16 protein-coding genes and 3 tRNA genes are annotated in these 13,571 nt (G+C 31.4%); 5 read left to right on the forward strand and 14 right to left on the reverse strand.

What is annotated here, in order from left to right:
- The 8 genes from BW946_RS20695 to BW946_RS20730 form a co-directional block, all read right to left on the reverse strand.
- On the reverse strand, window positions 1-254 hold a 254-nt coding region (locus tag BW946_RS20695), incomplete at its 3' end, for an ISAon1 family transposase N-terminal region protein (protein ID WP_076597978.1).
- A 149-nt stretch (window positions 255-403) separates the two neighbouring features.
- Window positions 404-475: transfer RNA gene (locus tag BW946_RS20700), tRNA-Glu, on the reverse strand.
- A 62-nt stretch (window positions 476-537) separates the two neighbouring features.
- Window positions 538-609: transfer RNA gene (locus BW946_RS20705), tRNA-Glu, on the reverse strand.
- 82 nt (window positions 610-691) lie between these two features.
- Window positions 692-763 (reverse strand) — tRNA-Glu (locus tag BW946_RS20710).
- Between the two features lie 10 nt (window positions 764-773).
- Window positions 774-1,028, reverse strand: a complete 255-nt coding sequence (gene rpsT, locus BW946_RS20715; RefSeq protein ID WP_002983073.1) for a 30S ribosomal protein S20 — start codon at window positions 1,026-1,028, stop codon at window positions 774-776.
- A 66-nt stretch (window positions 1,029-1,094) separates the two neighbouring features.
- Window positions 1,095-1,415, reverse strand: coding sequence for a hypothetical protein (locus tag BW946_RS20720; protein WP_076597979.1), 321 nt, complete (start codon window positions 1,413-1,415; stop codon window positions 1,095-1,097).
- Between the two features lie 532 nt (window positions 1,416-1,947).
- Entirely contained in the window at window positions 1,948-2,145 is a 198-nt protein-coding gene (locus BW946_RS20725; protein WP_076597980.1) for a Cif family virulence factor, read from the reverse strand.
- 45 nt (window positions 2,146-2,190) lie between these two features.
- Window positions 2,191-2,790, reverse strand: coding sequence for an NADPH-dependent F420 reductase (locus tag BW946_RS20730; RefSeq protein WP_076597981.1), 600 nt, complete (start codon window positions 2,788-2,790; stop codon window positions 2,191-2,193).
- Between the two features lie 82 nt (window positions 2,791-2,872).
- Between BW946_RS20730 and BW946_RS20735 the strand changes: the two genes are divergently transcribed.
- The 3 genes from BW946_RS20735 to BW946_RS20745 all read left to right on the forward strand — a co-directional run bounded on the left by BW946_RS20735 (window position 2,873) and on the right by BW946_RS20745 (window position 5,650).
- Complete coding sequence (locus BW946_RS20735) at window positions 2,873-3,229, forward strand: winged helix-turn-helix transcriptional regulator (protein ID WP_076597982.1); 357 nt, start codon at window positions 2,873-2,875, stop codon at window positions 3,227-3,229.
- Between the two features lie 688 nt (window positions 3,230-3,917).
- The gene (locus BW946_RS20740; RefSeq protein ID WP_076597983.1) at window positions 3,918-4,244 is read left to right on the forward strand and encodes a helix-turn-helix domain-containing protein; all 327 of its coding nucleotides are present in this window, start codon (window positions 3,918-3,920) and stop codon (window positions 4,242-4,244) included.
- Window positions 4,245-4,591: 347 nt separating this feature from the next.
- A complete protein-coding gene (locus BW946_RS20745; protein ID WP_076597984.1) occupies window positions 4,592-5,650 on the forward strand; it encodes a hypothetical protein in 1,059 nt (352 codons plus the stop codon).
- A 128-nt stretch (window positions 5,651-5,778) separates the two neighbouring features.
- Here BW946_RS20745 and BW946_RS20750 read toward each other — a convergent pair whose 3' ends face one another.
- From BW946_RS20750 to dgt, 6 genes are all read right to left on the reverse strand, one after another.
- Window positions 5,779-6,351, reverse strand: coding sequence for a DUF6705 family protein (locus BW946_RS20750; RefSeq protein WP_139326056.1), 573 nt, complete (start codon window positions 6,349-6,351; stop codon window positions 5,779-5,781).
- 11 nt (window positions 6,352-6,362) lie between these two features.
- A complete protein-coding gene (locus tag BW946_RS20755) occupies window positions 6,363-7,700 on the reverse strand; it encodes a hypothetical protein (protein WP_139326057.1) in 1,338 nt (445 codons plus the stop codon).
- A gap of 422 nt (window positions 7,701-8,122) precedes the next feature.
- Entirely contained in the window at window positions 8,123-8,443 is a 321-nt protein-coding gene (locus BW946_RS20765) for a hypothetical protein (protein WP_076597988.1), read from the reverse strand.
- A gap of 14 nt (window positions 8,444-8,457) precedes the next feature.
- Window positions 8,458-9,021 (reverse strand): hypothetical protein, encoded by a 564-nt coding sequence (locus tag BW946_RS20770; protein WP_076597989.1) that lies wholly within the window; start codon window positions 9,019-9,021, stop codon window positions 8,458-8,460.
- A 230-nt stretch (window positions 9,022-9,251) separates the two neighbouring features.
- On the reverse strand, window positions 9,252-10,019 hold the full coding sequence (locus BW946_RS20775; RefSeq protein WP_076597990.1) for a nucleotidyltransferase family protein: 768 nt from the start codon (window positions 10,017-10,019) through the stop codon (window positions 9,252-9,254).
- On the reverse strand, window positions 10,019-11,419 hold the full coding sequence (gene dgt, locus BW946_RS20780; RefSeq protein WP_076597991.1) for a dGTP triphosphohydrolase: 1,401 nt from the start codon (window positions 11,417-11,419) through the stop codon (window positions 10,019-10,021). Before dgt ends, BW946_RS20775 begins: the two co-directional genes overlap by 1 nt.
- Before the next feature lie 441 nt (window positions 11,420-11,860).
- On the opposite strand from dgt, the gene BW946_RS20785 reads away from it, so the two are divergent.
- On the forward strand, window positions 11,861-12,403 hold the full coding sequence (locus BW946_RS20785) for an antirestriction protein ArdA (protein ID WP_076597992.1): 543 nt from the start codon (window positions 11,861-11,863) through the stop codon (window positions 12,401-12,403).
- Window positions 12,404-12,462: 59 nt separating this feature from the next.
- On the forward strand, window positions 12,463-13,050 hold the full coding sequence (locus BW946_RS20790; protein ID WP_076597993.1) for a recombinase family protein: 588 nt from the start codon (window positions 12,463-12,465) through the stop codon (window positions 13,048-13,050).
- Window positions 13,051-13,571 lie beyond the last annotated feature (521 nt).

Raw genomic sequence — 13,571 nt, forward strand, 5'->3', positions numbered from 1 at the left:
GATTTATCAGTCCATCTTCTTCTTTTCACATGGAGTTTTACGATTTTACCACGTAATGGATAATCATCTACAATAATTTCAGGTAAAAAGCCCTTAGATTCCAGTAGTCTTTCTTTGAATTCATCAGGGAGGTTACTTTTTTCTTCAAAATAGATATGAAGTTCTGCATCATGAGGTTCTGCTTTGAGGATATCAAAGTGCTCAACTAAAAATTCCGGAAGTAATAATTTAAGAAGTTCGTGATCGCTTAACATTAGGCAAAGATAAAGCTACTTAACATTCCCCCCAACTTTTGAGACTGATCCCATTAAATTATTGAAAGCTTAAAACCATTGGGGAGTGGAAAAGATTCCCTGAAATCTGTATATAGAAACGAAAAAAGGACCTTCGAAAAAGTCCTTTGTAGCCCGTAGGGGAATCGAACCCCTCTTACCAGAATGAAAATCTGAGGTCCTAACCGATAGACGAACGGGCCTTCTATCTTCCATTACTGAAGTAATGTGTTAGCTTTGTTTTAGTAAGTATCAACTCTTATTGTAGCCCGTAGGGGAATCGAACCCCTCTTACCAGAATGAAAATCTGAGGTCCTAACCGATAGACGAACGGGCCGGTTAGATTTATTTTAATATAGCTTTTTCTACTTTGATCTTTATAAAACCACCGTTATTACAGTGGTCTTATAAGATGTAAGTAGCCCGTAGGGGAATCGAACCCCTCTTACCAGAATGAAAATCTGAGGTCCTAACCGATAGACGAACGGGCCAGCTATATTGTTACGCTAATTTATTAACGTGCTTTGTTAATTTGCTTTTCAAGTTAGCTGCCTTGTTTTTGTGGATAATATTTTTCTTAGCTAATTTATCCAATAAAGCGATAACTTTTGGCAATTGTTCTGTAGCAGCAGCTTTGTTCTCTTCATTTCTTAAAGCTTTTAAAGCTGTTCTAGCAGTCTTGTGGTAATATCTGTTACGAAGTCTTCTAGTTTCGTTTTGTCTGATTCTTTTTAGTGCTGATTTATGATTTGCCATATCGTTTAAATGTGAGTGCAAAACTATAAACTTTTTTTTAAACTACCAAATTTATTTTTAAAAAATTTAATTTTCTTCTGATAGGTACTTTCTAAGTTTATTTATTGCCTGTTCTATTTTTAAATTTTCTTGTTCTTTCTCTAATTTTTTGATCGTATTTCCCAGCATGATCAGTGCATTATTCCATTCTCCAGTGGTATTGGTGAAAGTAAGTCCGTCAATTGTTACTTCAAAAGCAACCCTTTCTCCAGTCCTGTAAAGCCTGAAACTGATTTTATCATCTCTGCCTGTAATCCCGCCTTCATTGATTTGTAAATCGTAACTTTTTGGGTTAGAGTGGATTTTCTTAAAAAGCAATTTCGCTTCTTGTATTTTTAAATCCGGCATGATATAAAATTTGATAGTCTGCAGAAAACTGCAAACAATGATTTATCAATAATATTTTTCATCAGTGTGACCATATTGGTGTGACCAAATATGGTAAAATTTTTGCAAATATAATGCTTTTGTAATATATAAAGAAATAGAATAGCCTTTAAAAAAAAGTTAAGACTTTCCGGAGAAAAACGGTCTTTTTATATTGCTGTGAAAATAGTGTGTCCGAATATGAAATGCAGAAAATGAGCTAAATATAAAATATTTATTTGATATCCAGATTTTAAGTGTTCCCTCTGAGCATGAATAAAATTGAAAATAATAAGGAATAAAAACATCATATCCCATCGGTTTTTATATAAAAATGATGGGATATTTATTTACATTTTCTTTTCCGGCATTGACCAGGTATGACTTAGTATTTTCCAGATAGAATTCTCTAAGATTCAGGTAACAGAATATTTTTCTGTTCCTAAAATTTTATGATCAGACAGCTGTAGATCTTTGAATATACCATATTCAAATGCTAAATCAGGATGTACAATCAAATTTTCAGGTTAAAAAAAACATCTGCTTTTCCTAATCCTGATCTCATCATTTCGAGAATGTTTTCATTACCTTGAACAGTGGGTTTGTTGGGAGGGGATATCAGTGCTTTTTCAGAATAAATGCCTTTAAATGCATCTGGATTGGCTGAGTGCCATGTTTCTGTCCATATTTGCATGGTAGGAGAATGAATCATTATGTAAATTATTAATCGGTTAAAAAGAATGGAAGTGGTAATGAGTTATTTTCGCTGGAGGTAAGCAAATCCGGCATCGGTTGTTCCGCCTGCCGATAAAATGGCGATATTCAAATGAGCGATTGCCTCTAAATATCTTGCATTTTTAATACCTCCAACAATGAGTCCTTCAAAACCAATACTGTCAGCTAGCTTTTTTATTGTCCAAGATGCTTCTAAATCATCTGACGCTATAAAAGCAGTTAGCTTCTGCCCATTGATTACGCGCTTTTCATCTTTCATGACATCTGCAAAAATAGTGTTGAATGCTTTTACTACTTTGCTTTCAGGAAGCAATCGCGAGGTCTGTTCTCCACTGCTGTCTTCCCCTAAAGGTATAGGGGACCAATCTTCAAGATGGATAACGTTGGTAATATCTACCACAATTTTGTCTTTTAAGCTTTTTTTATTGGCTGTTAAAACTTCATTCATCACAGAATAAGGAATCGCGAAACAGACAATATCTCCAAAATCACAGGCTTCTGAAACAGAAAGCTGCTCCCCATTAGGGGTAGGGATTCCATATTTCACGTGATGTCCTGCCTGTACAAACATTTTTCCAAGGCTTGATGCTACATTTCCTGCACCAATAAAACTGATATTCATATATTTCTTTTTTAATTGTACTACAAAATTGTATTTTTGCAGGATAATAACCAAATGGTAGGTAACTAACAAAAAGGTAAGTATGAGAAAAAAAACATCCACAAATTTTGAAAATGAACGGTTTTTAGAATTGAACTGTCCGTTTATAACCACACTCAGATTTATTGGCAAGCGTTGGAAGCCGGCGGTATTGTGGAAGATAAATAATGGTTTTGTAAGATTTAACCAATTGAAAAAAGAATTGCCTTACATTAGTGATAAAATGCTTTCAGATACTGTTGCCGAATTGGAGACTGATGGAATCATTCAAAAGAAAGTTTTTGATGAGATCCCGTTACGAGTTGAGTATAATGTGACAGAATTTGGAAAAGGACTTTTGCCTGTTTTATCAGAAATGGACAAATGGGGAGAACAAACGATTAAAAAAATTAAATTGTAAGATATGATCAAGTTCTATTCAATAAAAAATCTCTGATCAATAAGATCAGAGATTTTTTTATACATTTCGGTAGCCTATAGGGGAATATCGCCCAACGACCTATTTAATTAATATTCAATAATTTACATTTTTCTTTTATGAATCAGGGACATTTTGGGGACTTGTGTCTTAGTTTGATCTTAATTCTCTAAAGAAATATGTATTTGCAAAAATATGGAATTTTTCTATTATTACAAGCAGAGTTAACTTAAATGTGTTGTATTCATATAATGTAATGTTTTTCAAAGAAAGTGTAAAATAAAATCTAGGCGTTCATAAATAATATAATTTTGGCATGGTTTTTGATATTAGGACAATTAGAAGGTTAAAAATTATTCTTTATCAAATGGATAATATAACTTGACTTTCATTAATTATTTTGATGAATAAAAATCAAAATAGTGTAAAAAACCTATGAATGTTACATTAGCATTGATAGGTTTTTTGCTTTAAAGACGATAATTGATGGTTTTATTGTCTAACAGGAGAATTATGTCCTTAAAGTAAAAATTGAATTAAATTATAATAGAAAAAGAATAATAGACATATAAAATTTAAGATAGATTGAAGACCTTTTGAATGAGAGGTTTTTTTTTTATACCCAAAAATTTATTATGTAATGATAATTAATAAATAAAATAATATAAAAATGAACAAAAACATTGAAAATTCAAATGTTATTACTGCGCTTACACAGTTCTTAGCAGCTTTCTCTTCAGTGAATACTTCTGACGAGAAAATGAATGTAATTCTTTCTAAAATAGAAAGTATTGAAAAAGTATCTTCAAATACGGAAGAAGAATATTTATTAACGAATGAAGTATGTAAGATTACGAGAAAGTCAAGACCTACTATTATTGATTGGCGTAAAAAGGGTATTCTAAAACCTTTTGGTAAATCAGGGAGAAATTATCTTTACAAAAAAAGTGATGTGTTGAATTTTATTAGTAATTCAGGGAAGTTTTGTAACGCTTAACATGTTTTGAACAAACAAATTTTAATTAATGCACCAAAATCAAATGAAATATTATGAATAAAATCTTAACAAATTATTCTAAGCCTGATATAATATGAGGTTTTAGAGTTACAATCAATAAAAGTCTGAACATTCTAGGCACTTTCAGACTTTAAAACGAAAATTTTAAAGTTAGTCTATAATCTGCAATGGAAAATCCCTTTGTATAGGGTTTCTATTGCCTAAAAATTAAACAATTATGTTCAGGCATATATATTTAAACGAATTAAAAGAAACGGGAGCTAATGCTCCTATTTTCATTAAAAATAGTGATGTGAATTTTTTATATAACCTTAAAACTGCTTAAAATGTTAGATAATATAAAACTACAATTCAAAGATAAAACCGTTGTAGAAAAGTGGTTAAATGCTAATGGGGATAAATTTCCTAAAATACAGAGAAAACACATCACTACAAATGTTGCAGAATCTAAAGAAAAAACTTTAGTAGAAAAATGGTTAGATGTATTTAAGAATAAAATTCCAGCTTTGCAGAAAAAGAAAACAACGGAAAATAAAGCCTCATTTACCACTTATCCTATAATAGCTGATATAGAGAATCTAAAATTAAGAATAAGCGAAAAAATAGCCGTTTTAGAGGGTTCTATACATAAGTATTTTAATTATTTAATGCATAATGATTTAAGCAGTAGGGGTGATGATGATTACAGTCATTTAGAGGATAATAACTATAATGATTTTTACCATACGCAGATTTTACAGGCATTGGAAACATTACAGGAATTTTTTGAGGGACTGGATTTAAATGATGCGACCATTACAGAGCTAGAGTTCGGTTTCAATTTAAAAGTGGAACATGATCCAGATCATTATATCAACTATAATTTTCTTCTGTATGATTATAAAGCTCCAACGAGTAATTATAATGATGCTAATACAGGCTTTGTAAAATTCTTACATAGTAAATTTGGCTTTAAGGTGTACAGTAAAAAGAAACAAAAACAGTTACATACTAATATTATGAGGGTGGAGATTGTTTTAAAATCTAATCATTTAAGGGAACTGGGAATAACTCAGTTTGATGATTTACTTGCTGATAGGAGTATAGAGAAATTGTACACATATTTTTGTGAGAAAATGGATAATTTTATTTTGACAGATAACAGAAATCAAAAGGAAGGTCTAGCAGAAAATGTAAAACTAGCGATTGGAAATTATTTAGAACCCTCATTTTGGCGTGATTTAAAAGGTAAACCTAACATTAATAGGGTTAAACAAGCGTTTCAAAAGTTATTGGTGGATAATGATATGTTGCAAACAAAAGCTTATTTTAAAGACCTCTTGGATAGGAAATATGAACAGCTATTTTATGGGGTGGTGGATGATGATATACAAGATATAGAATAGTATAAATGATTGATTATTCAACAATGTATGTATTGAAAAACCAATCGTTTGTATCATAAAACCAAAATGATTGGCTTTACCTGTCTGTGGTAGAACCAATCATTTTAAGTTGAAGATATTAAGTGTAATTACTGTTTGGTAAAAATCAAATCTTTTGTTTCTGGCAAATATATAGTTTTGTCAGTTCCTTGTGGACAATCTCCTGTTGTGAAGACCATATCATCAGGTCTATATTCCCAAGATATTTGAGTATTGTTGATTTTTTTTAGATAGATATCTCCCCATCCTACATGGCAATTTGTTCCACTATAATAAAGAATTACAGTATTTAGTGTTGGACGTGTTCTTGTACTATATAATTCAATATTAGGGATGTTATTATTTTTAGTATCCTGCAAAATTGTTCCAGAAGAATTTTTGACTATATATTTCACTACTAATGCATCCATATAAAAATTTTTATGTGTACTTTCTTCAAGTTTGTTTTCAACTTTCGTAATGTATAAAGTAATTTCATTTCCTCCGTAACTTGCTTTATAAGTTCCAATATACGGGGCTAATTCATTATTTAAATCCTTGACATAAGCGTTTGGTGGGATATTTTCCAGTAAAGTATTTAAAGGAAGCTGTTGAGCGTTACACGATATTGTATTTGCAATTAAACCAAATATTATTGCTGTTTTAAAATATATTGTTTTCATAATGTTGTTTTTTAAGGACATGTTGTAGCTATTGTACTATTTCCATTGCTATCCAATGTTATATTTTGTACGGTTCCATTATCTTGTATCTTTTGAAGATTTACTTTTCCTTCCATTCCCATATTTTTTAAAGTATCAAAAAATAATTTTTCTAATCCTTTGTCATTTAATTCACCATTTGAAAAATTAACTAAAGTGGAGTCATTAGATAACTCTTTTTCTCTTCTTCTGAAATCTTTAATTAATTTAGCTAAATCATATTGGTTCTTATACAGAAAATCTGACAGTTCCTGAGTAGTTCCACTAAAATTAATCATATAATTAAAATATCTATAACCATCTGGACATGTTGAGCATTTTTCAGAACCAAACATTCCCATAAAACCATCTGCAGTATTTCCATTAGGTTGTGCCATTGCGAAATCCAGCATCTTTACAATATCAGGAGGAGAAAGCATCTTAATGCCTGTAGGGGTATGGTTATGGTATCCTCCTTGGTATCCAGCGGTATCTCCCAATTCAACGTCATGTCCTCCTCCAGGGATTGTTACTGATGTAGTTCCGTCAGCTTTTATTTTAACTCCTATCTCGCCGCCTATTTTAGATTGTGTTTTAAGTTCACTGACTTTTGCTTGAACTTGTGGACTTGCTAAAATAGCTTTTGTTTTTGTGCAAGGATTGGTTGAAGTGGACGGGTTACTACCTGTTCCTCCTCCTGTTGGATAATCATATCCTCCCCCACCATCCTGGCATGTTCCATCTGATGATACAATACCTACACATTCGGTTATCTGAGAGAATGAACATCTTGTAACATGATATGTTTCCCAATGTCCTGACCCACTTGAAGGGTCAGGATTAGCTTCACTATCAGGAAGCCATACAGAATAAGAAAGTGTAGAACAAGTTAACTTTGATGTTTCTTCATTAACTGTCTTTGCTACTTTTTTCAATCTGGAAGAGAGTAAGTTTTGGAAAAACATGATATCAGGTTCAGAAAAAGTATAAACAAAGTAAACTTTGTCCTGATGTCTCGGAACCTGTAATACAGATACCACTTTTCCGTTCTCTACTACAGGAACCATCAGAAAACTTTCGTCATACCTGTTTGTTGTGGTAGAATAGCTCCAATAAGGAGTTCCACTGTTTTTTTTGATTTTAAATTCGTTTTCCTGATAGATTTTCATTACATTTTTAATGTACTTTTCATCTTCTTTCCATAAGCTTTTAGAAGTGTATTCTTTAGAAGTCGGATCTGACAAGGCTAATGTTTCATCATGAATACAGGAGTACATTGACGTTGCGAATGCTATTATTAAAAATAGTCTCAAGATGATTTTGTTTCTCATAAATGTTTTTTGATTTTGTAAATTAAATAAATTTTTCTTAGATGTGTTTTCATTTTTAATAATTGTTTTTCATATTGTTATGTTTTAAATTAATGAAATAAATTTTAGCTTGCAATTTAAAAAAATCTTTGATTCAAGGAGTAAGTGTTTTCTCCATATTTTGAATTAATACCTTTCTTTTTTTACAAATCTATATCTGCGGGGCGACAAAACTTGACGTATTAAAACTTACTTTTTCTGTGTTAAATTATTTTTCATTGTATTAATAGTAAGCTTCAACCCTAACATAAGGTAGTAAATGCTACCTGCATACAGAATAAGGAATGAAAATAGTGTCAAAATAATTGAGACATCATCCCAAATGCTATATGGCTTAAATTTAATTGCTGGAAAACAAGTTGTTTGCGCTTGTAATTGCAGTATCATTTTGCATTATTAAATGGATTTTTCCCCTCACGCATAAAAACTGTTCCCATCTTTTGATATTGAATAGGTTGTCCTTTTGCACAAACCGTATAAATCCCACTTCCAAAGCCATTTTGCGCTCTGATTATGGTTACCTCTTTTTCATCAACTCCGTTGTCAATGGCAACAAATTTCTTTAATCTGTTATTTTTGATTGGTTCTTTGAAATCTTTCGGCAAATTACATTCTTTAGCTGTTTGCGTTTCTTTTGGTTTTTCTTCCTGTGCGAAATAAAATGTTGGTAATGCGAACATTAAAGTAAAAATTAATTTTTTCATAATACTTAATTGTTTTAAAGGTTAATTTGTAATATTAGTAGGCTAATAACCCCCATTATTATCAATAAAACTCCCATACATCCACTTTGCGAGCTGTTGTTTATATAGGTTGTAGGGGATTGAAATGTTTTTTTTTCAGAATTATATTTATTGATAACACCTTGAGGATTTAAACCACTCATAAATAATGGCTTATTACCGATCTTTTCTTCAAATACTTCGCAACATTCTTTTGCGTAAATGTAAATTGTAGGGGTAAACATGAGACGTGCTATTGCTCCGTCAAGGGGATACTTGTCTTCTCTCCAAAATGCAATTTCACCTTTTCCACCAATCATTTTGTAAGCATTTATCAAATGCGGATTAGGTTTTAGGTCGCCAAACATAATGTTTTTATGAAAGTCCTTGTTAAGAAGGTGTTTTGTTTTGCTTACAAACTCCCAATATTTCATGTTTGGTTTTTTCTCAATCCATTCAGTATGGTTGTAACTGATGTCGGCTTCCATGAAAAGAGTTGTAGCAATCTCTTGAAAGTTCTTTTGCTTTTCTAATTCGATGATTTTGTGTAGATACCCCATTTTATAATGTATTATAAACGACAAAGCGTGAGCTATTCACACTTAGTTAGAAGGTATTTGGCGTAACCTACACACAGAAGCAGAACGCCCACGCCATAGGGGTGGGTGTCTAACTTTTGCTCCGTGTGTTTTCAAAATCGCCAAATTTTTCTAACAAAGCAATAAGCTTTACACTTATTATTTTCGTTGATGTCTATGCGCAAAACTACAAATTTTGTGCCTATATAGTGTTAAAAATCAAATGTTAATTGATTTTTATTATTAAAATCAGTATTTAAGTACTTGATAAAACGTGATATATGGTGTTTTTCTATAAAATGATATTTTGGATATGATTCTTTTATAGACAGAAGTCGTTCAATAGCATTTTTATAATTGTCTTCGAGGTAACCTATTCTCCTACTTAAATAATGTGAGGTATTCTCTGTAAGTTCACAATTAAAAAGCTCCCTTAAATAAATTGCTCTTAAAATATTTGCTTCTATTGAAGGATTTTTTAATTTATAAGGGGGGCTTTCTTGTAAAATATTAAGTTTATTACTTTCTAAAAATTCTTTATAATATCTTAGATTAAGATGAAGTTTATTAAGATTAATAACTAAAGAATCATAGTTATAGAAACAGCCTTTTGCAATGCTATTTAATTTGTCTTCCTCATTCAATTTTACCAATTCGTTCTTAAAGGCCCAATTACTTGAAATAGTCCATATATCTGCGTCGATGGATTTAAGTTTAACTTTCACACCACCATGTCTATTTATTGAATATTCGAAATCGAAATCTGATAATATTTTGATTAGTGATTCTTTTTCAATATCTACTATCACATCGATATCTCTACTAGGTCTATTATTCAGGAAGTCTCTTAAATATCCACCTACAACATAAACTGAACCGAGCATAAAAACTTCATAGAAAAAATGTAAAAAGTTTTCATGCTTCATTTGTTCCTTGAAGTGATTAAAAAAAGGTTTTTTTATATCATTTAGGTCAAACATTATAATTTTATTCCTGTTAGCTCTTGGTATAAATTAATTGCATATGTATCTGTCATACCTGAAATGAAGTCAACAATCATTTGTAGTTTTTTATATTCCTGATTGTCATACTTTTCTATATTTTCATAAACATATCTGTGGCTGGAAGAAATTAACTTATAAATCCTCGCTTCATAAGTGTTTCCTGAGCTTTTGAATTTTTCGCTCATAGATGCTTTAGTGAAAATATCTAACAGACCATTAATAGCTTTCCAACCCGCTATTTCTTTTTTTACAATATTTTTGTCATCAAATACAATAGTTTGCAACTCTTTATATGCAGTTCTAATGTCTTTTGCATTTGATATATCTATAATCTCATTTTGCAAATTCCCATTCATTATATCGTCATAATTTTCTACAAAAGAATTTATTATTTCCTCAATCATTATCTGTTGAGTACAAATCCTAAATCTTTGAATTGCAATGGAATCATCAATGATTTTATCCTTATATATAGCAATCAATTTATCTAATTCTCCGATTACTTTTTCTTTATTTTGCTCAAGTTTTGAATCAAATAATTCTCTTACATCATGTAAATTTATGATTCCAAGTTTTATGCTATCTTCAATGTCAGCCGCACTGTAAGCAATATCATCTGCTGCTTCCATTAAATAAACCACAGGATTTCGCTTGCCTGATAACTCTAAATATGTATTTATTTCATTATATATATCAGTTTCAGTTACAAAATATCCGAATTTCTTCTTTGCTATTTCGGGATGTCTTTTACCTCTGTTCCCTTCTAAAGAATTTGACGGATATTTAATAGCTGAACTTAATGTAGAAAATGTTAAATTATAACCATTTGGACTTCCGAAGTAATAAAGTTTTGATAGGATTCTCAATGTCTGAACATTTCCATCGAAATTCTTAAAGTCTGATTTTTCTAAATCATTTAATAAAGGATTATCACCTTTACTTTTTTCATAGGCTTTGTAAATTTCTGAATCAAGAAAGGTACTGAAAAAATCTTTTACAGCTTCCTCTCCAAAATGTCCGAAAGGTGGATTTCCTAAATCATGAATTAAACCTGAAACACGCAGTAATGAACTTAAAAATCCTTTTTGATTAACATCTATCTCACCCTTTTCAATCAAAATATTTTCTATACTTTGCCCAATTGAACTGGCAATGTATGAAACTTCCATTGAGTGAGTTAACCTTGTTCTAATATAGTCACTTTGTTCTAATGGGAATACTTGTGTTTTATCCTGAAGTCTTCGTATTGGAGAGCTTGAGACCAATCTCCCATAATCATTCTCAAACGGGTTTCGACCATCAGATTTAATTGTTTCTGATTTACCCCTAAATCTTTTTTCACTTAGTATTAAATTCCACTTATTTTTATAATTCATATTTTTTTATTGTTAAGCTAAAATAGTAATTTTTTGTCCTATTCCCAATAATGAATTGGGTTTATTAAGGTTAGAAATTATTTAATTAATATCATTTTCATATGCTTCGATAGAATACCTATAGTAGTCTTGAGGGGAGGGGGTAAGGCGAGTTTTTGCTATACCCCCCACCTTTGAAAAGTCAGTTAAAAGTTTTCTGGCGGTCTAAAAACCTCAACACTTTTTTTGAACATTTTTAGACTACGGGGTAGATTTAGAACACTTTTCAAAACCTGTCACACGCTTTCAAAATATTTTTGCTATTTCATTGAATATCATCCTATTTTTAGAACATATGGCACAGTTTTCGACTACTATAAACCAACAAAAAACCCCATCAATACTACTAATATTGAATGGGGAAGTGTAAAAAATTCTAACGCTAATTAAAACTTATCTACAATGACAAAGTTACAAAATTGTTTGGAGGACTTCCAAATCTATGTCGGTACTTATGGCAAGTACAATTCAGGAAGGATCTACGGTGAATGGCTTCAACTTTCAGATTATTCAAACTATGACGAGCTTTTAGATGCTATGCATGAGTTACACCAAGACGAACAAGACCCTGAATTTATGTTTCAGGACTACGAATGTAGTCAGTTCTTTATCAAACAAAAGCTAATCAGTGAATGCCATCTTTCAGCAAACATTTATGAAATAGCCGAAGAGATCAATAACTCAGATTATGATTTTGAGGTTATAGAAGCCTATGCAGAGTGCATGAGTTATTATAATGAGGACGTAAGCGACCTATTAAACAGTCTTTCAGATTCTTATTATGGTGAGTACAGTTCGGATGAAGATTTTGCACAGTGTACTTTAGAGCAGGACGGTTCAATTCCTGAAAATCTACCTTCTTATATTTGCATTGATTGGGAAGCAACCGCCAGACATTTGATGTATGACTATATGAGTTCTAACGGCTATTATTTCAGAAACTAATTACAATACTAATTTTTGCACCTTGCCTGTTTGCAGGGTGCTTTATAACATATATAATTATGAAAGCAAGATATATAAGAGTTTCGACAGGAGCGCAAAATACAGCAAGACAGGAAGAGAGGCAGGCGCAGGGAGAAAGAGTATTTATTGATATTGTTAGCGGTTCTACACCTTTCAAAGACAGGGAACAGGGAAAAGAACTGATAAAAGCAATTGAAAATAATGAGATTAATTACGTTTCTGTAAGTTCTATTGACAGGCTCGGAAGAAACCTGTATGACATTCTTACGACTCTGGAATTTTTCAAAGAAAAGGGCGTTATTCTTAAAGTAGATAACCTCGGAATAGAAAGTTTGATTAAAGGAAAAGAGAACCAGGCATTCAAGCTCATCATTTCTGTTATGGCTAACATTGCAGAAATGGAGCGGGAAACCATTTTAGAGCGTCAACGGGAGGGAATAGCACTTGCAAAGGCTAAGGGCATTTATAAAGGACGTGAGAAAGGTTCTACAGAAAGTATAGAAGATTTCCTTTTCAAGTATAAAGAGGTTATTAAAAGCCTAAAGAAAGGAAATTCAATACGAGATACGGCAAAAATATGCTCGGTCAGCATTGGAACAGTTCAGAAAGTAAAAAATAATATCTGAAGTGATGAGGGTTGACCACTCAACGAAGATGTAATTTTCACTATCGACAGATAAGAAAGGAGGTAAAAATAGCTGTTTTTACTATCGGAGTATGGTAGTTGCTTTTATTATTCTATATAGTTAATCTGGTACTTAATTTAGTTGCTTGTTGCTTTTTCAAAATAATAATACCTCACCATTTTTAAAGTTTTGAACTACCATAAAAGAGTCTGACTACTGCAATTGCATAAATAAGGCTCTTAAAATATCTATATGAGTTTTTTCGTATGTATGATTGATTATTCAATGATGTATGTGTTGAAAAAGCGATCAAAAGTTTGATAAACAACTCATAAAAAAACCTGATTTCTGTGGTGACAAATATCAGGCTCTTAAAAATATTTATATAAATGAATGTTTTTGTTATTCCACTTTTTCAGGATCTTTGACACTATCCCACAAAGTGTGTAAGTTAAAAAGTCAGGGCTTGGATTTTATAATCTGAGCCTTTCTTCAAAAATAAGCATAAATTGGTTGAGAAC

It is taken from the genome of Chryseobacterium sp. RU33C (assembly GCF_900156015.1).
In the GTDB taxonomy this organism is placed as follows: domain Bacteria; phylum Bacteroidota; class Bacteroidia; order Flavobacteriales; family Weeksellaceae; genus Chryseobacterium; species Chryseobacterium candidae.

Excerpts from the sequence above, each read along its gene's own strand:
- rpsT (WP_002983073.1), bottom strand. The coding sequence starts at position 1,028 with ATGGCAAATCATAAATCAGCACTAAAAAGAATCAGACAAAACGAAACT.
- BW946_RS20720 (WP_076597979.1), bottom strand. The coding sequence starts at position 1,415 with ATGCCGGATTTAAAAATACAAGAAGCGAAATTGCTTTTTAAGAAAATC.
- BW946_RS20725 (WP_076597980.1), bottom strand. The coding sequence starts at position 2,145 with ATGATTCATTCTCCTACCATGCAAATATGGACAGAAACATGGCACTCA.
- BW946_RS20730 (WP_076597981.1), bottom strand. The coding sequence starts at position 2,790 with ATGAATATCAGTTTTATTGGTGCAGGAAATGTAGCATCAAGCCTTGGA.
- BW946_RS20735 (WP_076597982.1), top strand. The coding sequence starts at position 2,873 with ATGAGAAAAAAAACATCCACAAATTTTGAAAATGAACGGTTTTTAGAA.
- BW946_RS20740 (WP_076597983.1), top strand. The coding sequence starts at position 3,918 with ATGAACAAAAACATTGAAAATTCAAATGTTATTACTGCGCTTACACAG.
- BW946_RS20745 (WP_076597984.1), top strand. The coding sequence starts at position 4,592 with ATGTTAGATAATATAAAACTACAATTCAAAGATAAAACCGTTGTAGAA.
- BW946_RS20750 (WP_139326056.1), bottom strand. The coding sequence starts at position 6,351 with ATGAAAACAATATATTTTAAAACAGCAATAATATTTGGTTTAATTGCA.
- BW946_RS20755 (WP_139326057.1), bottom strand. The coding sequence starts at position 7,700 with ATGAGAAACAAAATCATCTTGAGACTATTTTTAATAATAGCATTCGCA.
- BW946_RS20765 (WP_076597988.1), bottom strand. The coding sequence starts at position 8,443 with ATGAAAAAATTAATTTTTACTTTAATGTTCGCATTACCAACATTTTAT.
- BW946_RS20770 (WP_076597989.1), bottom strand. The coding sequence starts at position 9,021 with ATGGGGTATCTACACAAAATCATCGAATTAGAAAAGCAAAAGAACTTT.
- BW946_RS20775 (WP_076597990.1), bottom strand. The coding sequence starts at position 10,019 with ATGTTTGACCTAAATGATATAAAAAAACCTTTTTTTAATCACTTCAAG.
- dgt (WP_076597991.1), bottom strand. The coding sequence starts at position 11,419 with ATGAATTATAAAAATAAGTGGAATTTAATACTAAGTGAAAAAAGATTT.
- BW946_RS20785 (WP_076597992.1), top strand. The coding sequence starts at position 11,861 with ATGACAAAGTTACAAAATTGTTTGGAGGACTTCCAAATCTATGTCGGT.
- BW946_RS20790 (WP_076597993.1), top strand. The coding sequence starts at position 12,463 with ATGAAAGCAAGATATATAAGAGTTTCGACAGGAGCGCAAAATACAGCA.